Origin of the sequence: Rhodococcus sp. ACS1 (assembly GCF_002300155.1) — a bacterium.
Classification (GTDB): Bacteria; Actinomycetota; Actinomycetes; order Mycobacteriales; family Mycobacteriaceae; genus Rhodococcus_F; species Rhodococcus_F koreensis.
This window is the reverse complement of record NZ_NSDZ01000007.1, coordinates 598,645-619,013: the sequence shown is the minus strand read 5'-3', so window position 1 is coordinate 619,013 and position 20,369 is coordinate 598,645. Positions and strand designations below refer to the sequence as shown.

At 66.7% G+C, this 20,369-nt stretch carries 22 protein-coding genes and 2 pseudogenes; 8 read left to right on the top strand and 16 right to left on the bottom strand.

Translation table 11 applies throughout. From position 1 onward, the window contains the following. Window positions 1–29: 29 nt before the first annotated feature. The 3 genes from CJ179_RS34345 to CJ179_RS34335 all read right to left on the bottom strand — a co-directional run bounded on the left by CJ179_RS34345 (window position 30) and on the right by CJ179_RS34335 (window position 1,933). Window positions 30–737: a hypothetical protein gene (locus CJ179_RS34345; protein ID WP_095864317.1), complete on the bottom strand. Its 708-nt coding sequence runs from the start codon at window positions 735–737 to the stop codon at window positions 30–32. Between the two features lie 360 nt (window positions 738–1,097). After that, entirely contained in the window at window positions 1,098–1,460 is a 363-nt protein-coding gene (locus tag CJ179_RS34340) for a hypothetical protein (RefSeq protein WP_095864316.1), read from the bottom strand. Continuing rightward, complete coding sequence (locus CJ179_RS34335) at window positions 1,457–1,933, bottom strand: hypothetical protein (RefSeq protein WP_095864315.1); 477 nt, start codon at window positions 1,931–1,933, stop codon at window positions 1,457–1,459. The genes CJ179_RS34340 and CJ179_RS34335 overlap by 4 nt, the downstream gene beginning before the upstream one ends. Window positions 1,934–2,405: 472 nt before the next feature. Between CJ179_RS34335 and CJ179_RS34330 the strand changes: the two genes are divergently transcribed. Continuing rightward, window positions 2,406–2,930 carry a DUF2441 domain-containing protein gene (locus CJ179_RS34330; RefSeq protein WP_095864314.1) on the top strand — a complete coding sequence of 175 codons (525 nt, stop codon included), beginning with the start codon at window positions 2,406–2,408 and terminating at the stop codon, window positions 2,928–2,930. A 389-nt stretch (window positions 2,931–3,319) separates the two neighbouring features. On the opposite strand, the gene CJ179_RS51605 is transcribed toward CJ179_RS34330, so the two are convergent. From CJ179_RS51605 to CJ179_RS34295, 5 genes and pseudogenes are all read right to left on the bottom strand, one after another. After that, the gene (locus tag CJ179_RS51605) at window positions 3,320–3,466 is read right to left on the bottom strand and encodes a hypothetical protein (RefSeq protein ID WP_179377730.1); all 147 of its coding nucleotides are present in this window, start codon (window positions 3,464–3,466) and stop codon (window positions 3,320–3,322) included. Between the two features lie 171 nt (window positions 3,467–3,637). Next, entirely contained in the window at window positions 3,638–3,856 is a 219-nt protein-coding gene (locus tag CJ179_RS34325; RefSeq protein ID WP_095864313.1) for a hypothetical protein, read from the bottom strand. Window positions 3,857–4,772: 916 nt separating this feature from the next. Next, window positions 4,773–5,054 carry a helix-turn-helix domain-containing protein gene (locus tag CJ179_RS34305; RefSeq protein ID WP_072950595.1) on the bottom strand — a complete coding sequence of 94 codons (282 nt, stop codon included), beginning with the start codon at window positions 5,052–5,054 and terminating at the stop codon, window positions 4,773–4,775. Next, window positions 5,054–5,391, bottom strand: a pseudogene (locus CJ179_RS34300) (type II toxin-antitoxin system RelE/ParE family toxin). The gene CJ179_RS34305 and the pseudogene CJ179_RS34300 overlap by 1 nt, the downstream one beginning before the upstream one ends. A gap of 54 nt (window positions 5,392–5,445) precedes the next feature. Then, entirely contained in the window at window positions 5,446–5,703 is a 258-nt protein-coding gene (locus CJ179_RS34295) for a hypothetical protein (RefSeq protein WP_095864312.1), read from the bottom strand. A 660-nt stretch (window positions 5,704–6,363) separates the two neighbouring features. Here CJ179_RS34295 and CJ179_RS34290 point away from each other — a divergent pair. After that, complete coding sequence (locus tag CJ179_RS34290; RefSeq protein ID WP_095864311.1) at window positions 6,364–7,680, top strand: patatin-like phospholipase family protein; 1,317 nt, start codon at window positions 6,364–6,366, stop codon at window positions 7,678–7,680. A 323-nt stretch (window positions 7,681–8,003) separates the two neighbouring features. On the opposite strand, the gene CJ179_RS34285 is transcribed toward CJ179_RS34290, so the two are convergent. From CJ179_RS34285 to CJ179_RS34255, 7 genes and pseudogenes are all read right to left on the bottom strand, one after another. After that, window positions 8,004–8,360, bottom strand: a complete 357-nt coding sequence (locus tag CJ179_RS34285) for a type II toxin-antitoxin system PemK/MazF family toxin (protein WP_095864310.1) — start codon at window positions 8,358–8,360, stop codon at window positions 8,004–8,006. Continuing rightward, window positions 8,357–8,569 (bottom strand): ribbon-helix-helix domain-containing protein, encoded by a 213-nt coding sequence (locus CJ179_RS34280; RefSeq protein ID WP_095864309.1) that lies wholly within the window; start codon window positions 8,567–8,569, stop codon window positions 8,357–8,359. The genes CJ179_RS34285 and CJ179_RS34280 overlap by 4 nt, the downstream gene beginning before the upstream one ends. A 7-nt stretch (window positions 8,570–8,576) precedes the next feature. After that, window positions 8,577–8,792: a hypothetical protein gene (locus CJ179_RS34275; RefSeq protein WP_095864308.1), complete on the bottom strand. Its 216-nt coding sequence runs from the start codon at window positions 8,790–8,792 to the stop codon at window positions 8,577–8,579. 235 nt (window positions 8,793–9,027) lie between these two features. Continuing rightward, window positions 9,028–9,186 carry a hypothetical protein gene (locus CJ179_RS53145; protein ID WP_257015917.1) on the bottom strand — a complete coding sequence of 53 codons (159 nt, stop codon included), beginning with the start codon at window positions 9,184–9,186 and terminating at the stop codon, window positions 9,028–9,030. Further along, entirely contained in the window at window positions 9,162–10,382 is a 1,221-nt protein-coding gene (locus CJ179_RS34265; protein ID WP_257015916.1) for a ParA family protein, read from the bottom strand. Before CJ179_RS34265 ends, CJ179_RS53145 begins: the two co-directional genes overlap by 25 nt. 2 nt (window positions 10,383–10,384) lie before the next feature. Next, window positions 10,385–10,732, bottom strand: a complete 348-nt coding sequence (locus CJ179_RS34260; RefSeq protein WP_095864307.1) for a hypothetical protein — start codon at window positions 10,730–10,732, stop codon at window positions 10,385–10,387. A gap of 41 nt (window positions 10,733–10,773) precedes the next feature. Next, window positions 10,774–12,862: pseudogene (locus CJ179_RS34255) on the bottom strand (type IV secretory system conjugative DNA transfer family protein). 1,235 nt (window positions 12,863–14,097) lie between these two features. Between CJ179_RS34255 and CJ179_RS34250 the strand changes: the two are divergent. Next, window positions 14,098–14,406, top strand: a complete 309-nt coding sequence (locus CJ179_RS34250; RefSeq protein WP_095864370.1) for a hypothetical protein — start codon at window positions 14,098–14,100, stop codon at window positions 14,404–14,406. 44 nt (window positions 14,407–14,450) lie between these two features. Next, a complete protein-coding gene (locus CJ179_RS34245; protein ID WP_095864306.1) occupies window positions 14,451–14,849 on the top strand; it encodes a hypothetical protein in 399 nt (132 codons plus the stop codon). Here the strand turns inward: CJ179_RS34245 and CJ179_RS53140 are convergent. After that, window positions 14,818–15,177, bottom strand: coding sequence for a hypothetical protein (locus tag CJ179_RS53140; protein WP_257015915.1), 360 nt, complete (start codon window positions 15,175–15,177; stop codon window positions 14,818–14,820). The genes CJ179_RS34245 and CJ179_RS53140 overlap by 32 nt on opposite strands. Window positions 15,178–15,182: 5 nt before the next feature. On the opposite strand from CJ179_RS53140, the gene CJ179_RS53135 reads away from it, so the two are divergent. The 4 genes from CJ179_RS53135 (at window position 15,183) to CJ179_RS34225 (ending at window position 20,368) form a co-directional block, all read left to right on the top strand. Next, the gene (locus tag CJ179_RS53135) at window positions 15,183–15,491 is read left to right on the top strand and encodes a hypothetical protein (protein WP_257015914.1); all 309 of its coding nucleotides are present in this window, start codon (window positions 15,183–15,185) and stop codon (window positions 15,489–15,491) included. Window positions 15,492–16,292: 801 nt separating this feature from the next. Then, the gene (locus tag CJ179_RS34235) at window positions 16,293–17,666 is read left to right on the top strand and encodes an MFS transporter (RefSeq protein ID WP_095864305.1); all 1,374 of its coding nucleotides are present in this window, start codon (window positions 16,293–16,295) and stop codon (window positions 17,664–17,666) included. 55 nt (window positions 17,667–17,721) lie between these two features. Beyond that, window positions 17,722–18,708 (top strand): sugar phosphate isomerase/epimerase, encoded by a 987-nt coding sequence (locus CJ179_RS34230; protein WP_218834857.1) that lies wholly within the window; start codon window positions 17,722–17,724, stop codon window positions 18,706–18,708. Window positions 18,709–18,991: 283 nt separating this feature from the next. Continuing rightward, window positions 18,992–20,368, top strand: coding sequence for a patatin-like phospholipase family protein (locus CJ179_RS34225; protein ID WP_306454260.1), 1,377 nt, complete (start codon window positions 18,992–18,994; stop codon window positions 20,366–20,368). Window position 20,369 lies beyond the last annotated feature (1 nt).

The window sequence follows — 20,369 nt, the reverse complement described above, 5'->3', positions numbered from 1 at the left end:
CCCCCCGGCGTCGGGTGTGTTCGTGACAATCACATCGGTCCCACGGCCACCGAGACGTGGAAGTTCCCCGCACCCACGGACCGCTCGAGGGTCGCAATGACGGCAGCCGGATTGTCGTAGGGCCCGTTGAGGTAGAACGGCCGACCATCCCTCCCGAACTCGATCCGACCCGGCCCGTCCCACTCACCCAGGAACGCGGCGGCCTCCTCATCGAAGGCGCCGGCGGGCTCGAAACCGAGCCCCCGCGCATACGCCGCCGCCCCCAGGATCAGTTCGCGGCCGAGTTCGATCGGAATCTCCACCGCAGGACGGTCGAACGCCGCGTAGTACGTGCGGATGGCGGTGGGGATCCTGCCCGCGTCCATGGTTTCGGGGTCACGGGCGTTCTTCACCCCCAGGCAGTGCACGTCGGCCAGGTAGCCCCGCAGCGTCGCCCGACCACGCCGTCCCTCTCGTGCCACCAGCACCTGCGCGAAGCCTTCGGCCTCACCGGCGGGAGCATCCAGCTTCGCCCACTCCGGACGACCCCCGAGGCCCAGCCCGGCACTCCAGCCACAATTGACCCAGCACCCCAGCACCCGGCCCAAGCCTCGGGACACTTCGGCCTCGGCAGCGATTCGTCGCACCACCGGCGTCACCACCGACGGCCGCACACCCAGAGCACGCGCGATCACCTTCGGCGGGACACCCTGCTCCCAACGCCGCCGCACCTGCTCGACCAACTCCACATCGTCCATGGCACCCCATTCTGCTTCACCGATCGGGAAGCTTCCGCGTCTGCACCTATCCGCTCGCGCCGCTGATCGAGCGATCACTGCACCCCACGAGCAGCAGGACCACACCCCCGCATCACGCACGCAGGCCACGGCAGCATCTCCACCATGCCGCCGATACTGCCGTGCCGGTTCCCGGTCCAGGTTCTGCCTGCTCCCGGAGTCCCGATCATGACCGGATCGGGGCCGGATCAGGAACCGGGTGGGCTCGCCGCTGGGGGCGTGCCTGGGAGCTGGACACGGCCCTGTGGGCGTGCCGGGACCCACGCCCGCCAGGAAGAACGGGCAGACGCCAACGCGCGCAGGCCCATACCTGGGCGTGACCTATTCGGTTTCCTTCGGGTGGCCGGGTTCGCAGCGTTCGAGCAGGACCCGGCCCGCGATCTTGGCGCCCTTCTGTGCAGGATCGACAAAGAACCAGATCCGCCCACCATCGGTCACCTTGTACTGGTATCGGGCGTAGTTCTGCCCGTTGTACGTCCCGTAGGCGTAGTCGCCTTTGAGTTGATACAGCCGCCGCGTCTCTACCGTCGGTTCTCGGGTGAGGGTGTCCCACGCATCGACCGTGGCGTTGCGTGCAGTGGCCAGCAGATCGGTCCAGCCCTTCTCCGCGTCACGCGTGGCGAACACGATCTGCCACTCGGCGCGTTTGATTGGGCGGGAAACCGCGCCGCCTTTCCTGCTCACGCGTCGAGATCCGGCGCCGCGACCACCTCAGGGACCTCGAGGTACTCCAGGTCGGAACCGTCGGCGGTCAGGCGCGGGTCGGCGTACGCCTCCGCGGTGGCCTGCCACGCTTCCAGCAAGATCGCGAGTCGGTCGAAGCGGGCCACCGCGATGCAGGCACGGGCAGTGTCCTGGAACGCTGCGACGAACTCGGCGTGCAATGCGGTCGGCAGCATCCCGATCCACGGCAATGCGACGGCGAGGCGGGAGGCGACGCGATCGAGGGCCGCCTCGTCGAGAGAGGCGGCGAAGAGCTGCCCGACGACGCCGAGAGTGCTCAATTCGGCGCGGCTCGTCGACTCTTGGGTCAGCCGCAGAGCCGGGGCATTCCGGCGCGTGAGCACGACCTCACCGTTGTCCTCGAGCGCGCCGAGAACATCATTCGGTGCCCGTAAGAAATCGGAGAACGTGGCGGTGGCGGTCGACTTGCTCATACCCACCATTACATCAGAACTAGTTCAGATATTCCAGAGGTCGGTGATCTCCGGACAGAACCGCTGACAAACTCTGTGTCGAAGACATCAGCGGCGAGAGCGGATCACAGAGTTCAGGCGAGCTCGAGAGCCTCGACGACCGGGTACACAGTCTGATCCAGCTGTTGAAGCACGAGCTGTCAACACATCACTTTGCTCTGCCGACACCTTCAACGCGATGCGACCAGCACGCTCGTCGCTCGCCAGGGGGTCGGCCGCGTCCATGGGCGCCGAGGCCCGGGCATGGACGCAGCTCAGCTCGTTCGTGTCGATCGCTACGATCTCGGCGTGTACTCCTAGCGACTCGCCATACCGGTCGGCCGAGGTGAGTCGGCTCGAAGGCGCCTGCCGTCCACCCATGCCTGCGTACATTTCGACGGGCCAACCCGGATGCTGAAACTACCTACTATCGATTGCACGAGAGGCTTGTGAAATGCCGCGTTTCTACACCGTCGATCGACGGGGAACCCTGCACAAGGGACAAACCCTCGGACTCACCCGGTACGACGATGTGAACCCCTCACATCTGCAACGACACCTCGACGTGCTGTTCCCGGACGGCGTTGCAGCCCACGGTGAAAACAACTTCGTCAACGGGGATGTTCTCTTTCAGGTCACCGACCACTCAATCGAGCTGATCTGGGAAAATGTGCGTCGTGCGCACTATCCGACCGCGCCCTCTCGCTTCCAATCCGCCTTCGCCGTGGACACACTGGAACAAGCCCACGCCTTCCGTACCGCATTCGACCCAGCGGGCACCGCGACCATCTGGCAAGTGGAGACCGCTCACGACGGGTTCCGGGCAAACATGGATCTGCTTCGTACACACGGCACCGCTCTGATGACGTCGTACCACGCCCACTGCTATTGGTCCCAGCAGAGCCCCGACCACGAGGTACCCGTGACGTGGGAGATCCTGCTACCCCCGCCTGTCCACGTAACTGGTCCAGCAGAGTAGTCAGAATCTGTTATCTATCAAGAATTTCACACGAAGGTTCAAAAGTGAGCTGCCGACGCCGAGAACTCGGCAATGTCGACCGAGAGGTCTATCCAGGTGCGCCTGCTCGTTCTTGTTCGCGGCCATAGTTGGTGGCCGGCCGCAGACACGGCCACCCGGGACCGACCACGGATGATCCGGCGTTCGCTCTGCTCGACTCGTTCGACGACTCCATCGACACGACGTGCCAGAACGAGATAGTTTCCCGGTCGTTTCGATGGACTCCGAAGGCCCGCAGGTCAGCGGCGGAAGTTCGACTGCTCGTCGGTCTGCATCGCCACAACCGCGGCGAACGCGGTCAGCAACAACATCATCAGCAACAGCACATTCACGGTGTCTCCCCCTCGTTTCTAGCGTGCGACCGACGAGCCGACCGGACGGCGGTCGGCGAACATGGCCTCGATCCTCGACTTGATCTCCGCGGTGCTCATCGACCCACCACCGCGGGGCGGGCGTGCGGCGATCGGGGTAGTCCGGAGGGTCGAGGCTGTCGGCACTGCGTCCTCTTTCGTCGAAGGTCACCGGCGAGGGGAACAGTCACGGCGTGATACCCGTACCCCGTCACAGATGATGTGAACTGCTTCACATTGACTGGCTCATGAAGTTGTACACCATAACGGAGAACTGCGCCAATCCACCTGTCCGTCAGTATCTTCGGCAACTGCCGACTACTTGCCGGTAGGTACGTCCGGCGGGGCCAGACGATCGACGCCGAGGAAGAAGTCCAGCAAGATCAGCGCCTCGGCGGGGGTACCGCCGCCGCACCGGATCGAGCCCCACCACCTGCGCCAGCTGCTCCGCCGAGATCGGGGCGTCGGCCAGAACGCCGCCGCGGTCCGCAGCACCCACTCCCCCTCCTCCGACGCGGACAACTCGACCAATGCCATGTCGCCCCGTTCCCACTCGGACCTGCACGCCCGCCAGACGCCCCCACTGCCTCCCGGTACGGGGCGGTCGGTGTTCACTCCCGGTATGCCGAATCGGCGAAATGAACGTGCGCCTGCCTGTCGGTTCAGCTCGCGTGCGCGTGCCGACGTTCGGGGAGCTGGGTCAGTCGCTGCTCCCGTTCGTCGAACCGGACGGCGTCCGGGGTGCGCCGACGGGGCGGGGATCGCTCAGATCCTCACCGACCTCGCATCCCTGCCCATCAGCGAGATGCGCGAGCACCACCAGACGCGAACTCGCCCACAGGCCCACCCCAGACCCCGCCCACCGCATCCCCATCCGCCTCAACGACAACCGAATACACTCGCACTCACACCGACGCCCTCGACACCGAACAACCCGAATGGCAAGTTCAGTCGGGGGTGAAGAACGGCTCTATCGACATGAAGATCCACGCCACCATTGCCGCCATCAGCACGAACGCGCACTACCAACGGCACAGCGAACTACCGGGCGGGCCGCCACGAAACCGTCACCAATCCGAACACCACAACCAGCACCGCCCGTGCCGCCCAACTCACCCAATACCCGGCCGGCGGCGGATCCGACCCGAACGACGTAAACGAACCATGCGGATACACCCGAGGTCGCGGAACAACGAAAAAAGTGCTGCCACACCATCACCGCCGGCACATAACAGAAGAACCCACCAGCAGACCCGCACACACGCCCAGCGAAATCCGCCAACCCCGCCCCGACCCCGCCGGTGGTGGTTACCTCGTCCACACCCACCATCATCGGCCGTGCCGACCTCCGGACCGGGTTCAGATGTGTTTGGGCGGTGCAGATTCCGCCGTTGGGGTTGCCCACAAGTCCGACCCGAAATCTCCGTACAGCCCTCGGGTCAGGCCTCCGGTGCTACGCGGCCGCCCTCACCGTCATATCGACGTGGAGTCCAGCGGCCGAGACCATGTTGACCAAAGCATCCAGACTGAACAGGTCGATCTTGCCGCGAATCAGATCCGACACCCGCGGCTGCGTCACACCAAGCCGGGCGGCCGCGTTTTTCTGGGTCCATCCTTCGGTCTCGATGCGCCGAGACAGCGCGATCAGCAGATTCGACCGCAGTCGCATGTTCTCCGCCTCCTGCGGAGTGTCCTCGATGGCATCCCATACGCTGCCATAGATTTCATCGCTCATCAGTGCTCACCATTCCTGTCGTCCGCTATCACCTGCTGGTACCGCTTCGTCGCGAGAGCCAAGTCCGCCGCCGACGTTTTCTGAGTCTTCTTCTGGAAGCAGTGCAGGAAACCACCCGGTCTGCGAATTTCGCCACGTAGATGACGCGGAAAGCTCCCGATCGATCGCGTACCCGTATCTCCTGCACACCAGAACCCACACTCACCATCGGTTTCCAGTCCGTCGGCGCGAGCCCCTGCTGAACGCGGTCGAGTTGATAACCGCACCGACGACGAACCGCAGCGGGGAATCCACGAAGATCCTCCAGCGCGGACCCAGGAACTGGATCTTCTTCCACCACCAATATACAAGATTTTGTATGACTCGGCACCCGGCCAAGCCATTAAACCCGTCACCTCTGCAATGAACCCGCACCGAAGACCGGCGATACCGACTCGGGAGAAAGCCACGTCGGATCGACGGTGACGTAGCGGTCGGACGACACTCTCGGACCATCGACCAAGGCGCCGTACGGCAGCACCCCGGCCACACCGGAGGACATCAACACCAACTCCTCACGCACACGGGTCGCGATCGTGCGGGAGCGGCCCTGCTCCTCCGACATCGGGTACCAGGCGTACAGGAACTCGAACCACTGCCGATCCGACACCGCCCTCGAGGACAGGCGCCGCAGCGTCTCGGTGAACTCGCCTGATCACAGGCCTTGACGCACCAGATGCCATTCAAGCAACAGGGGTGTTACTTGAACGAAAACGCCCCTCATTCAAGTTTCCGTGAGCGCAACCTGCACCGAGAATGAACTTCGCGACCTTCGCTCCGCCGCCCGTGGTCGACAGGTCCACCTCCGACGTCAACGCGAGGAACGAGCGCGGCGCGATCGTCGAGTTCCCCAAGCGACTGCACCAGGTTCTACCATCCCCTCGGCCCTACCAGTAATCCAATCAGATCCAGTTCAGCTCGAGCCGGGAGATTCCAGCCCCGTGTGCTTTCGAAGCGACCAGGTCGAGGTGGCGCACTGCCAGTTCGACCGCAATCGATCCCCAGAATCAGCGCCTCCCGCCGATCCTGCGCCCCCTTCCCGCGACACGGTGACCGGGCTACCACGGCAGGTTTAACCGCCGCCCCAGCGGTCATTACTGAACTGGCGGGCCTCGCCGGGACGCCAGGCGCGAACATGTCCTATTCGGTGCCGCTGCACGTCCGGCACTGTCTGTCGGGCGGCCGCCGCGGCACGTCCGGCACTGCCTCTCGGGCGGCCGCCGCCGGAGGGGCGGCAATGACGGGGATCGGCCGAAGGAAAGGATCGCTCATGCAATATCCACCGTCAAGTGCGGCCAGGGGGCATCGCCCCGATTCGTCCCGGATCGCCGTGGTGGTGGCCGGCGCCGGAGCGCGCGGGGCATACGAGGCAGGCGTGCTGTCGGTCGTCGTGCCATTCCTGCGATCCGCCGGCCACGAACCGGATCTGTTCATCGGGACCAGCGCCGGAGCAATCAATGCGACCCTGTTCGCCGCGGGCGCGCACCTTCCGGCGGACGAGCAAGCCGACACCGCGCTCGCGGTGTGGCGCAGCGTTCAGATCGACGACGTGTTCCGGCCGTTGTTGCGGACCGGGCCCGGCACCATCGCCCGGTGGGCCGGTCAGCTCTGCCGAATACCGGGGATGCGGCTGACGAGCCTGGTCGACACCGCACCGCTGGCCCGGACCGCGCACCGGTTGGTCGATTGGACACAGCTCGCCGCCAACCTCGACGGCGGCAAGGCGTCGCTGGCGGTGGTGACGACCTCCGCCGCGACCAACCGGACGGTGATCTTCGTCGACGGGAACCGTGCCGACCCGCTACCGCCGTCGGACACCACCCGTCCGATCGACTACCTCGGAGTGCGAATCACCGCCGAGCACGTCCGCGCCTCCGCCGCGATTCCTGCATTGTTCCCCGCGGTCGAGGTCTCCACCCCCGACACTGCACGCGGCTGGTACGCGGACGGCGGGATCCGGCTGAACGCTCCCCTCAAACCGGCGTTGTCTCTGGGCTGCGGACGGCTGATCGTGGTCGCGACCCACCCCGCGGTGTACCCCGCATCCCCGGCCACCGGCGGGGAGCAGGGACCACCGGATGTGGACGACATGATGGTGCGGGTGCTGGACGCCGCCCTGGTCGACCGCATGGTCGAAGACCTCCGCACGCTCGGCAAGATCAACGAACTCGTCGCGGACGGACGCCGCACCGGCGCCAGCCAACGCCGCTATGTCGATGTGCCATACCGGTTCTTCGGCCCCGAGGAACGCGGTACCCTCGGCGCCCTCGCCGCAACCTCGTTTGATGACCGATACCGCTGGCCGGGCGGTGCACTGCGCACCATCCGGAACCCGGACCTGCCGTTGCTGGGACGGCTCCTCGGCGGTGACGGGGCCCGCCGAGGAGACCTTCTCAGCTACCTGCTCTTCGACGGCGCCTTTATCGACGCCGCAATCGGCCTCGGACAACGGGATGCGCAACTGCTCCTGGCGGACGGGGACGGCACATCCTGGCTCACAGCGGCTCCGAAGCACGTCGCTCCCGACCGGATCTCGGTGCGCGCCGCGAAACAGGCGCACGGCGAAGCGCTGCGACACTCATCGTGAGCGAGGAGAGCCGCCACTGCGATCACGCTGCCCGGGCACACCACAGCATCGACGCTGGCGGTCTGCACCCGCCCGAACGCGCCGCTCATCGCCAACACCGTCACCGACATCGGTCCTCGACATCGGTCCTCGACGGGTTGTCACGGACCTCCCAGACCCGGGGCCCGGGCGAGAAGAGAAAAAGAGTCGAGAGCGCTGCGCCTCTCGCGGACTTCTCCGAGTTCACCGTGGGCAGGGCCGCGCGGCGGGATCGGAACGGCCGCCACGAAAGTGCGACGGGTGCCCACCTGATGAACCCGTCAGACCGACCGCAGGGATGCGACTCAGTGCAGATCGAGATGCAGCCGCAGAGCCTCGTCGAGCGCGGTACGCGTTCTCGTCGAGAGCTTCCCGACCGGGTCACCGTCGAGACGACGCACCGAAACCGAACGCACCTGTTCCGCTTGAGCCTTCGACTCACGCGGCATACCCGATTCGTCAGGTTCGACGAGAACCTGAAACGCGAACACATGTGCCGTGTTACTCGTCAACGGCACCACAGTGACCACCCCCTGACCGAGCCGCTCCGCCGTCGCGTTGGCGCGATCATTACTGACCACAACAGCGGGTCGACGCTTGGCCGCTTCGCTACCCTGCGCCGGATCAAGATCAACCCAGTGCACCTGACCCCGGCGGATCATTCCTCATCTGCCGAAGTGACGTCCCAGTCGTCGTCGACACCACCCTCGACGAAAGCCGCCGCGTAATCGCGCTCGAGACCCACCTCTCCGAGCATCCGAACCGCGGCTCGAATCCCCGCCGACCGGCCACCCAGACCGTGGTCGCGAACGTACGCGTCGAGGACGCGAGCGTCCTCGTCGGGCAAACTGATCGTGAACCTCGTCGTCATACTGCAATCATACTCCAGTATGAACGGGCAGCCCGAAACCGACGCCGGCATCTCCGGCAACCACCCCTCCGATCACAGCGGGCCCGATCTGCTCGACCACCGGGTCCACGATGCTCGCCGCCGACATCGAGATGGCATCGCAGGCCCGGTCGATCCCCTCATGCGGGATCTCCACCTCCGGGACATCCCGCGCGACCTCGCCGGCTGCATCGATCTCTCTCACCGGTGATCATCGACGTACCCCTGCGCCTGGCGGATCTGACACCGCTGCTCCAGGGTGAGTCCGGCGTTGTACTGCAGGTTCATCTGACCTCCCAGCCCCGTAGATGGGTCCTTCCACCGACGAGCTGTGTCGATCACGCAAAACGACAACACTGGAACGCAACTCACAATTCTGTGCCCGGCCCGACCCGGGGATGGCCTGGCGAGTCGAACCGCACCCGTCGACGACGGGGCCGTCAGACGGTCGGCTCCCACGGGTCGACGCAGCGGACACCGAACGTCTCGACGTACTTGGTATTACGTGTCACCACCGTCATCTCGGCGGCCTGCGCGACGGCGGCGATGAGAGCGTCGCCGAACGGCGCATGCTCTAGCACCCGGTAGGTGGCCAGCACCCGTACGGCCGGCACATCGAACGGCAACACACGGTCGGCGCAGACCGGCAGCACCCGCTCCTCGAACCACCGGCGCAGGACCCCTCCCTGCGCCGGGTCGAAATCGCTCCTTTGCGCTGGGCGGCCACGGCGGCGTCGCGGCGCAGCGGGACCGGGACGATCACTGCGTGCGCGGCCGTGATCGCCCACCGCCAGCTCTCGGCGTGGCTGGCGTTGCCGGTGTCGGCGACCAGGACGTCGCGGTGCCGGCCGAGGATCGCCCCGAGCGCTGCGGCGTCGTCGTAGCGCAGGGGTGAGTCGGCCCCGGCCCGGCCGGCGATGATGTCGGAGCCGGCCGGCTGGCGGGTCAGGAACCGCGCGAGCCTGGACGGCCGGGCGTCGGTGGTCGTGGGGTCGATGCCGGCCAGGCTGGCCGCGTCCTGGCCGGCGGCCGGGGGAACGGCCACGCGATCGGCGAAGCTGGCGCCGACGTCGCCGAGGTCCAGGCACGTGACGGTGGCGGGGCCTCGGTGCTCGGCCAGCGTCTCGGCCAGGCTGATCGACATCGGGGTCTTGCCGACGCCGCCCTTGAGGTTGGCGACGGTGACCACGGCGTCCTCGGGGAGCGGGCGGGCGATCGTGGTCTGCGCGTCGCGCAGTCGCATCTCGAGCGAGTCCGACTTGGGTGCGAGCGCGAGTCCGAGGAGGGCGTTGAGTCGACCACGCACCCCGCGCCGGGCTGGGTCGCTCGCCGCGGGGTCCGCGCGGGGCGCGGACAGCTGCCCGAGCACGTCCAGCGGGCCCGTGACCGGCTCTGTCGGAGCGGCCCGTGCGGGCGCCGCGGGTTGCGGGGCCGCCGCGTAGGCGATCTGCTCGGCCCCAACTACCACCGGCCCGCCGGGCGGGGTGGAGACCGGCTCCGCCACGACTTGTTCGGGTGCCGTCGGCACGGCGATCGGCAGGGGCATGCTCGGGGCGCGTTCCGCGGCCGTCCCGTCCGGTCCGACGGTCAGGAACCGAGTGTCCTTCGCCGTCCGATAGACGACCTCGACGTCGGCGCCCTGGGCCTGCGCCATGTTGTGCAGGAACTCGTGCACGACAGTGGACAGGGTCTTGCTCTCGGTCGCCTCCAGATCCATCGGAGGCACGTCGGCATCCGCCAGGGTGGCCGATGCCGTGGTTTTGGAGGTGATCTCGACATCAACAGTGGGCGTCATCGTCAGCTGACCCCGAAGGCGCCGGCGCCGGCCAGTGCGGTGTCCATGTCGTCGACGACGGCCTCGGCCGTCTCCAGCTCGGCCAGGGCCGTGTCGCGGGCGCCTCCGTCGGGCAGCGCTTCGATGACGACGCGACGCTTGGACGAGGCATCGCGGATTTCCGCGAGCCGCTCGCGGGTCAGCTCCTGCTCCTCGCTGAGCTTGGCCAGCCACGCGGGGACCGAGTCCTTGAAGTAGTCCCGCAGCGCCTTGATCACGGGGTCGTTCGCACCCTTGGCGACGAACGGTCCGCGCAGCGCGGCGACATCCTCGGTGGTCGGGGTGATCGACTGGGAAATGCGGCGGCTCATGGTGTTCCTTTTCGGTGGTGGCGGTTCGGGCAAATGAGGGGTCACGCCGGCGCTGCAACGAGGTCGGGTTCGGGGAGGACGACGACGCCGGTGGGGTCGAAGGTGATGCGGGTCTTCACGCGGCCGGTGCCGACGGTGAGGACGGTCTCGGTGACATCGCCCGTGGCGGTGCGGCGGACGTCGACCGAGTCGACGGTGACGGTGACGAGTTCGCCGTGGTCGTCGTCGACGAGGACGGTCTGGCCGGCCTGGACTGCGGAGGCCGGAATGACGTCCGAGAAGTCGTCATCGCCGGTGGGCGCGCCGTTAACAGTCGGCGACTCGGTGGACGTGTCACTGTCGGTGGCGGCGGTCGCGCCGATGACGATCGGCGCGGGAGCGCGGCCGTGCCTGCGTGCCCGCGTGGCCAGGGCGCGCTCGGACTCGATGAACGAGGCCAGCTCCCGCGAGTAGCAGGTGAACTGCGGGGCCTCGGTGGGCAGGAGGCCGTCGATGATCGCCCTCTCGCTCTCGGCGAGCTGGTTCCACTTGTTGGGGTGGCGGTCGACGTTCGGGGTCCACCACATCTGCGCGTCGACGGGGTTGCCGTCGTCACCGAGCGCGATGCCGCGGCCCTTGACGGAGGTGTCGACCTCGCGGCCGACGGTGGAATCGCCCCACATCATCAGCGCACCGTCCTGCGAGAGGTTGCCGAGGCTGATGCGGGTACCGAAGTTGTCGCGCGCGTTACCCGAGGCACCGCCGAACAAACTGGCGTCGGGGCGCTGCACCCCGAGCAGCAGCCGGATACCCGCCGAACGGGCGAGCACGGCGAGGTCGGCCCACGCCCCGAGCGGGTCGAGTTCCTTGAGCTGTGCGCGGGTCTCGTCGTCGCCGGTCTTGGCCAGGCGCTGCCACTTGCCGGAGAGGATGAAGAACTCGTCGAGCACCGCGATCATCAGCGGCAGCTGCGAGCCCTCGATCTTCATCTGGTGGTTGTAGGCGTTGCGGGCCATCATCTCGGTGTGCAGCGCGCGCACGAACATCGCCGCACGCAGCGCGTCGTAGATGATCGCGCCGCAGCCGGGGTAGCCCTCGAGGCCGTCGAGTTCGATCATCTTCGGATCGACGCCGACGAACGGAACTCCGCGGCGTGCGGCCTCGGTCAGCAGGGTGCGGATCACCGACGTCTTGCCGCCCCCGGTCGGGCCGACGATCAGGCAGTGCGGCTTGTTGGAGCTGGTGGAGACGTCCCAGTACATGATTCGGTCCGCGGCACCGGTCGCATACGGCAGGTGCCGCAGGTTCTCGTCGACCAATGCGAGCGGGTGGTCGACGCGCGAGGGCATCGCGGTGACCAGACGCATCACCAGGTGGCCCTGGTCGGGGTACCAGTCGGTGGTCCAGTTGCGGCCGGACTCGTGCTGCCCAGCCAGGGAGGCGAGGGCTTCCTCGACTTTGAGCTGGAAGCCCCTGGCGCCGGCGTTCATCGACACCCTCGGGTCGGTGAACATCGAGGCCGCATCGAGTGCGGACTGGAGTGTCCGCTGACGGATGGAGCGGGTGTCCGGGGTGATCGACTCTCGGGTGATGACGATGCGGTCGCGGTGCGCCACATGCCGCACCGTGGTCTCGCTCTGTGCGGTGGCGGGGAAGGCGGCCTCGATCGTGCGGGAGAGCTCCTCGAACTGTTTGGGCCGAATGACGGTGCCACGGTGCAATGTGATCCTCGCGCGGCGGATCACACGCCACCCGGACGGAAACGAGACCACGATCTTCGTCGGCAGGTGCCCGGTGGCCTGCCGGACCACCGATTCGAGCATCTGCGACCACCTGTGCATGCGGTGGCGCAGGACGTCGACGATGACGAGCAGGGCAGCGGCGGCAACGAGCAGCACCCGATAGCCGTGCAGCTTCGCCAGCACCTCGGACGACCGTCTCGTTGCCGACGGCCGCCGACACCACACACAGGGAGTACACGGCAACGCCCGCGGCGGCGACGGCGATCGGCGAGAGCGGGGTAAACCGGCGGATGCGCGTCGGCTGACCGTCCGCGCCGACCCGGCCGGCGCGACCGCCGCCGGAATCGCCGAAGGTATCGCGCCACGTCGCGACCAACCAGTCCTCGAGTGGGTCGTGATGTCCGCTCACCGCCTGTGCCTTTCGATCGTTTCGAGCCTGAACGCCGTCCGGGGCGTCGTTGAGCACAGTGACAGAAACCCGCGATTTTCCTCAACGGGGTGTCCCCCTCGTCTGGCGGACCCAGGCCGGGACGACGAATACCCCTCTCGTGCACGATCTGCAGGCCGGATTTCCCGAACCTTCACCGCGTTCGGCTGGCACCCTGACGGGCGCTCTGTTCACCGCCCGCGTGCACGGTGGTTGCATCGGGCCGTCGACCGCTGCGCCGGGTGCTCTGCCGAGTGCTGTTCGGCACGCTCGTTCGAGCGCTGTTCGGCACGCTCGTTCGAGCGCTGTTCGGCACGCTCGTTGGAGCGCTCTACGGGGCGTGCACCGAGTGCTCTACGGGGCACTGTGAGGCGCTGTTTTCAGCGCTCGCGGCAGTGCTCTGTCGAGCGCTTCGCCGCGCGCCTCTGTGGGCGGTTCCGCATGCTCGATCGAGCGGTGTTGTGAGCGCTGCGGAACGCGTGGACACCCGTGGCGGTGAGTGCTCGCCGCGGCACTGCTTCGAGCACCGCGTATAGCGTTCTACATGGGCGCTTTCGAATAGCGTTGGCGCTGAGCGTAATTCTGGATTACACTCCCCCCAAGGAACGCCGGGGGGAGTGACCCCCGGAGGGGGTGGGCGTGGGAGCCGTATTTTCGGGCGGTCGAATCCACCGCCGAAATCCATAGCCGAATCCGGCGCCGTTTTCACCGCGCATCTGAGCGCTTTCTCCACGCACCGGTTCACTGGGTGCTTGATCCGCTCGCTGCGGACCTGCCGCGACAGCCCGTCTGGGCGCAGTCTCCGACGCCGCCGTCTGCACCGCGTGCGCACACCGCCCGACCTCACGCTTGTAGAGCCCGTGTACGTACCCATAGCCTCGACGCTCGACGGCGCCTATACGCGAGCACACCACTGCGCCCCATAGGGTCCTGATCACCGCGCCGACACACGGGCCGCCCCGTCGTGCGAATCACCGCGGGAATCCCCTCACCCGCCTGGTTACCGGCTGACCATCGAGTCGTGCCGGTCGCGGCGCGTCGCTGCTGCGCGCCCGCCGCTGGAAAACGAGATTCCCGATGCCGCACAGCTCCGTTGGCCTGCGTCGATGACCCGATCCCGGCGCGGACACCCCGTTGAGATGAAAAGCGACATCGACTTACGGTCGTGCGCATCCACATTCAGGTGCACCTACCGAACTCAGCGATGGAGTGTGCTCATGTCCCTTTCGTCCGCAGTCGTCGACCTTGCGATTACCCCGCCCGGAAGCGTCGACGTACTCGCCCAACAGACAGAGGTCTCCACGGGCGGGCTGCGCGCGTGGATCGGCGACAACATCATCTTCACGATCCTCGCCCTGATCGCGTGCGTCGTCCTCCTCGGTGGCCTGCGCGGCAACCTGTCGAAGGTCTTCACCGTCGGCGGCCTGTCGCTCGTCGGTATCGCGTTCTTCTCCCTCGCGAGCAGTGAGAGCGCCACGACCGGCATCGGCCGCTGGATTCTGAGCCTCTTCGGCATCGAGGTCTGACCTGCCGTGCCCGATCACCAATCGACGATCGACGGGAGCCGACTGTGATCGACAGCGACGACCTGCTGCACCGGGTGGATCAGCACTACCTCGGCCCGACCGGGTTCACCCTGCCGGTCCGGATTCGGTACGCGGCGCTCGGGCTCGGGGCCGCATTCATGGTCACCGTCTTCGTCGTCGCCCGCGCCGTCGTCCACGTGCCACTGGGGTTCAAGTCCCTCGTCGTGATGATCGTCATCACCATCGCGCTCACCGCGCGGGTGACGAAGTTCGTCAACGCCGATCGCCCGGTCCGTTCGGTGATCCGGGCCGCGTGGAACGACCTGAACGCACCGCGCCCACCGAAGCCCGGCCAGACCGTCACGGTCCGCATTCCCCCCATTTCCCGCGCCGCCGGCAGCGCGCAGGCCCTCACGCCGACCGAAGGTGAGTCCGCCCGATGACTGTGCAGCCCGACAACGAGATCGCCGCACTGTTCGATCCGAACTTCGACGAGCCCGAGCCGGCCATCGTTGCGCCCGGTGCGTTGCCGCCGTCGTGGGCGGCGGCAATGGCAGCGAACCGGGCCGCCCCCACCCCGCACCCGGCGCGGAGCCAGAACCCACCGCACAGGGCACCCGGCGCGGAAAAAAGCGCGGCGGCCGCAGCGACCCGGAGGCGGAGTTCACCCGGCAGGCCGCGGCGGCGAAAAACCGCGCCGACCGTGAACGCAAGGCGATGCGTCTCGCGCTGGTCGGGGTGGAGGGCAACGTCACCCGCACGCGCCGGCATGGTTCGTGCAGCCGCCGGGGCCGTGGAACATGCGTCCGGTCGGCAAACAGCGCCGCTACATCCAGAACGAGGCCCTGGTCGTGGCGAACCTCGCCGAATCCGGTGTGACGGGGCTACACCGGCGGCTGGTGCGCACACCGTGGCCGGTGCGACAGTGGGCGCAGGCGCATGACGGGTGGGCCGATCCGATCCCGGACGTGCCGGGTGCGTTGTCGTGGGCGGACTACCTGCGCGGGCAACAGCACGCGATGCTGTGGGCAACCCGACCCAGAAAGGCCGCTACTGGGGCGTGGAGCTGCCGCCGCGCTCGGTAATGGCTCAGGGGCTCGACACGGTCGGGCAGTGGCTGCTCCCCGTCGTCGACTGGCCACTGCTGGGCAAGTTCGCTCAGCTGGTGCGCAGGTGGGCGCGCGCTGCGTTCCTCGGCGAGCAGAAGGCGATCGCCGATCACCTCGCCACGTCGGCCAGGACGCACCCACCCTGCTGCCGCTGCGGGGCGCGACGTCCTCGTCGTCAACGCCTCCCGCGCCACGGTAGGCGCACATCCGACCTTCACCGAGGTCGAACAGGCGTTCTCCGAGAACGCCGCTGCGCAGCGGCACAGTCGGGCGGTGCCGATCCCCGGGGTCCGCGGCCAGCGTTCGAGCAACGGCTCGATCGGTCCGACGGCGAACGAGAACGGCATCGACGCACTGTGCGAATCCTCGAGAGCCCACCGTCGCTGCGTCCGCGAAACCTTCGACAGGCACCTGTGGTGGGCGCCGGATGTGCACCCCATCATCGAAGGTCGGCTCGACGGCAACCACGTCGCCCTGCGAGCGCAGGCACTCGGGCAGTCAGCGCCGGCTTGCGTCGACCTCGCCCGCAAAGACCGGTGGCCGGTCGGGCCCAGCTGCTCCATACCGCCTGGACACCTCTCAGGCCTCTCAGCTTTGGCGGATCGAATGTTTCTCGGCCGTAAATATCTCGGCCAGAGCTTGTGCGATCTGTGATCACATCCTAAGGTATTGAACGAGACGCACATCACAGCTCAGCCCAGCCAGCCCGAACGGCAGCGGCTTCGGAATCGGAGCATGAGCACCGCCGTCGATACCACTGTCAGCTAGGAGCTCGATATGACAACCAATCCGTTGGACGACGCACCACTGTCCAGCTTCCACAAGAAGCTCGCGGTGTTCTCCTCGGGAGGGCCGTTCCTCGATGGTTACGTGCTGTCCATCATCGGTGTCGCGATGGTGCAGTTCGCCGATCAACTGAGTCTGTCCTCGATCGAACAGGGCCTGGTGGGCGCATCGTCGCTGGTCGGGATCCTGCTCGGTGCCTATGCCGGCGGATGGCTGACCGACAAGTTCGGCCGAGAGATCCTGTTCACGATCGACCTGATCGCCATCATCGTGTTCTCGGTGGCCCAGTTCTTCGTCCAGGACGTGGTCTGGTTGATCATCCTGCGACTGCTGATCGGTATGGCCGTGGGCGCGGACTATCCCATCGCGACTTCGCTGCTCACCGAGTTCACGCCCCGTAAATACCGCGGCCCGTTCCTCGGCGCATTCGTCGCGATGTGGTTCGTCGGCGCGGCAGCTGCCTACGTCGCCGGTGAAATCCTGGCGCAAATCGGAAACGACGATGCATGGCGCTGGATGCTCGCCAGTGCAGCGGTACCGGCGATTTTGATCGTCGTCGCCCGAGTCGGCACACCGGAGTCCCCCCGCTGGCTCATCAGCAAGGGAAGAATCGACGAGGCGAACGAGGTCCTGCGCAAAGTCTTCGGACCGCACGTCAGCATCGCCGACCTGCCCGAGGAAGAGGGATCGAACGTCAGCGTCAAGGATCTGCTGCGATCGGGTTACGGCAAGCGGATGGCCTTCATCACCTTGTTCTGGACATGTTCGATCGTCCCCCTGTTCGCCGTCTATGCCTTTGCCCCCGCCATTCTCGGTGCACTCAAGCTCGAGGGCGACGCAGCGCACTTCGGATCGGCGTTCATCACCGTCCTGTTCCTCGTCGGCTGCGTCGTTGCGCTGCTGCTGGTGAACCGGATGGGCAGGCGGCCTCTCCTCATTCACAGCTTCCTCTGGTCCGGGATCGCCCTGTTGATCCTCGGATTCTTCCCCGAGGCGCCGTCGACGATCATCATGGCCCTGTTCGCGGTGTACGCAGTAGTCATCGGCGGCAGTCAGATCCTGCAGTGGGTGTACCCGAACGAGCTGTTCCCCACCGAGATTCGTGGTTCGGCTGTGGGTATGGCGTCCTCGCTCAGCCGCATCGGAGCGGCCGTCGGAACCTTCCTGGTGCCGCTGTCACTCACCGGACTGGGGATCGGACCCACCATGCTGATCGCCGCAGCTATCACCCTCATCGGCGCAGTTCTCTCGCATTTCATGGCACCTGAGACCCGCGGGCTCACTCTCGCGCAGAGCGCCGGCTTGACCTTCGAGGCCGAAGCCAAGGTAGCTACGCCCTCGAAGACCGCGACGTCGCGCAGCTAGAAGGTAAACCGGTCCTCAGGTCGCACAAGGAGATGTCCCGTGGGCATCGTCAAGAATGACGATCGGAAGTTCAAGCTGCGGAATGCACTCGTACACGCTCCACCTGAATGGCTATGGTGAGAGCTGGGGATTCAAACAGGATTACGCGTTCGAGAAGAAGATCGACCTGTATCAGATGATGGACCTTGCGGTGGAGTGGGGATTGGACGTCCTGCACATCACCTTGGTCGATCTCGACAACGACGTCAGCGCCGAACATCTCGCCGAGGTCAGTGCAGCCGCACGCAGTCGCGACCTCGAACTCGAGCTGAATGTCTCGATCAACGCACCCTGCGATCCGCGTGTGGACGCCTCGGTCGAAGCGGCATTGCACATCGGCCATGCCATCGGTGCGCCACTGCTGAAGTTCAGCTTGGACATCGAGCGTCCCAAACCGATCTACGGTTCCTGCATGCATCCCGACGTGGTCGTTCAGCTGGCGGATCGCCTCCGTGAGTTCCAGAAGAACATTCCACTCATCGAGAAGTACGGAATGAAGATTGCGCTCGAAAATCACTGCGATCTGTTCGCCGACGAGGTCATCTGGGTCGTCGAGCAGTTGCACCACCCCCTGATCGGCGCGTGCCTCGACACCATGAACTCGCTGGTGCTGATGGAGGGTATCGAAGAATGCGTGAAGAAGATGGCACCGTATGCCTACTGCTGTCACTTCTGTGACATCGAAATCGTGGTCGACGCGGACGGTACTCACTCCATTGGCACAGCGATCGGGCAGGGCGACATCGATTGCGTGAAACTGATCCAGGAATTACGTGCGAACGCACCCCAGGCCCTCGACACGATCATCTTCGAGATCGAACTTCCGATGAACGGTCGACCCATCGAGGAAGGACGCGAACTCGAATTGAGGGCCACCAAGGAGAGCATCGACTACATGCGGAACGTATTGAACGTCGGATTGAAGCAATGTGGCGGGGATATCGTGCGTTGGGATGCCCATCTCCGCACCGGTCAGACAGTTACCACCTCCCCTGTTCCATGAGCCGTCCAGGTCATGTGAGCGATGGTGTCGGGTCGGCGTTAACGAGGACGAAACTGAGACTGCCCCCTTGGGGTGGACACCCCGACAATGGATCGTGAGAGTTTCGGGAAGGGATGCCGAGGTGGGACGTCAGTCGCCGCATCCGGAGGAGTTCCGGAGGGATGCTGTCGTGTGATACCGCGCAGCCGACGGTAAAACGCACCTCCGACGGGCGCTGTCACAGCGACAGCCCGAAACCAGTCAAACGCTCCCACAGGCCAGAGCGGCTCGCTACCGTCAGCGGGTGGCCGAGCGCGTGGGACTCGTCGTCTCGGGTGGCGGCGCCCGCGGCGCCTACGAGGCCGGCGCCATCACCTCGCCGCTGCCCCGACTCGGCCGTCCGCCGACGATTCTGGTCGGTACCAGCGCCGGTGCACTGACCGTGACCGGTCTCGCCGCCGATGCCGATCTGGGCCTCGACCAGGCCGCCGAACACGTGGTGTCCCGGTGGAGTTCGGTGGCGCTCGACGACGTGTTCGGAGTGGTCAGCAGCATCGCCGGCGGCGGCCTGCGGTATCTGGGGCAGCTCGCGGGGCTGCACGTGCGACTGTCGAGCCCGTTCGACACCACCCGGATGACCGAGACCATCACCAAGCTGGTGCCGTTCGAGCGGGTGCACGAAAACATCGAGCGGGGGATCGTCGAGGCGGTCGCCGTCGCCGCCACCTCGGTCGCGACCGGCGGCACCGTGGTCTTCGTCGAGAAGCACCCCTCGATCGAGCTGCCCCGGTATGACGCGAACCGCAACATCAGCTACGTGGAGACCGAGCTGCGGCCCGAGCACGTGCTCGCGTCCGCGGCGGTGCCGGGGCTGTTCCGGCCCATCCACATCGGAACCCCGCCGGCGTGGGCCGGCTGGTACGTCGACGGCGGATTGCGGCTGAACATGCCGCTCAAGCCGGCCGTCCAGATGGGCGCCGACCGTCTGGGCATGGTCTCCACCCGGCCCCGCCACTGGCCGACCGGGTTGCCGTCGCAGCAACACACCGGCACCGGCGAACCGGACATTTTCAACGCCGCCGGGGTGATCCTGCGGGCCATGCTCGCCGATCGGATGGTCGAAGACCTGCACCGTCTCGAGTCCCGCAACGCACCAGGCACACGCCGACCCGGGCGGCGCGCCCTTCCGGCCCATCGATGTCGAATTCGCCGGTCCGCCGCTCGAGCGGGCGGATGCGCTCGTCCTGGCGGACGAGGTGTTCCGCCAACGGTATCGCGGGCTGCGGCGGCTGCGGCATCCGCAACTGAGCGTGCTGGCCCGGTTCATCGGCGGCGAGGCCACCGACCGCGGGGGCCTGCTCAGCTTCCTGTTCTTCGACCCGGCATTCACGGTGCCCGCGGCGGCGCTGGGTCGGGCCGACGGTCGGCTCCGACTTCACCGACCCCGAACCACCGGGCGCAACGCGTAGCGTGTGACCCGCGCCCGCCGCCGCGGGGAACCGACCGGATGCTCGAGTGGAGGCCGACCCTCCCGGTAGGTGGTCGGTGTTTTCCGGTCGGTATCCGGTGTCTATCGGATCGGACGTCGCGGTGGCCGAGCATGCCCGCAGGCACGGCTGGCCGTCGACGTTTCGGCATTCCGGGACGGGTGCATCGACGGGCGCGTGGCTCGGACCGGTGAG

Coding starts and splice junctions, on each gene's coding strand:
- CJ179_RS34260 (WP_095864307.1), bottom strand. CDS start 10,732: ATGAGCCGCCGCATTTCCCAGTCGATCACCCCGACCACCGAGGATGTC.
- CJ179_RS34335 (WP_095864315.1), bottom strand. CDS start 1,933: ATGAGCAAGTCGACCGCCACCGCCACGTTCTCCGATTTCTTACGGGCA.
- CJ179_RS34235 (WP_095864305.1), top strand. CDS start 16,293: ATGACAACCAATCCGTTGGACGACGCACCACTGTCCAGCTTCCACAAG.
- CJ179_RS53140 (WP_257015915.1), bottom strand. CDS start 15,177: ATGCCGGCGCGTGCGGGTGACGTTGCCCTCCACCCCGACCAGCGCGAG.
- CJ179_RS34325 (WP_095864313.1), bottom strand. CDS start 3,856: ATGGCATTGGTCGAGTTGTCCGCGTCGGAGGAGGGGGAGTGGGTGCTG.
- CJ179_RS34280 (WP_095864309.1), bottom strand. CDS start 8,569: ATGACGACGAGGTTCACGATCAGTTTGCCCGACGAGGACGCTCGCGTC.
- CJ179_RS34305 (WP_072950595.1), bottom strand. CDS start 5,054: ATGAGCGATGAAATCTATGGCAGCGTATGGGATGCCATCGAGGACACT.
- CJ179_RS34345 (WP_095864317.1), bottom strand. CDS start 737: ATGGACGATGTGGAGTTGGTCGAGCAGGTGCGGCGGCGTTGGGAGCAG.
- CJ179_RS34285 (WP_095864310.1), bottom strand. CDS start 8,360: ATGATCCGCCGGGGTCAGGTGCACTGGGTTGATCTTGATCCGGCGCAG.
- CJ179_RS34265 (WP_257015916.1), bottom strand. CDS start 10,382: ATGACGCCCACTGTTGATGTCGAGATCACCTCCAAAACCACGGCATCG.
- CJ179_RS34330 (WP_095864314.1), top strand. CDS start 2,406: ATGCCGCGTTTCTACACCGTCGATCGACGGGGAACCCTGCACAAGGGA.
- CJ179_RS34290 (WP_095864311.1), top strand. CDS start 6,364: ATGCAATATCCACCGTCAAGTGCGGCCAGGGGGCATCGCCCCGATTCG.
- CJ179_RS34230 (WP_218834857.1), top strand. CDS start 17,722: ATGACGATCGGAAGTTCAAGCTGCGGAATGCACTCGTACACGCTCCAC.
- CJ179_RS34250 (WP_095864370.1), top strand. CDS start 14,098: ATGTCCCTTTCGTCCGCAGTCGTCGACCTTGCGATTACCCCGCCCGGA.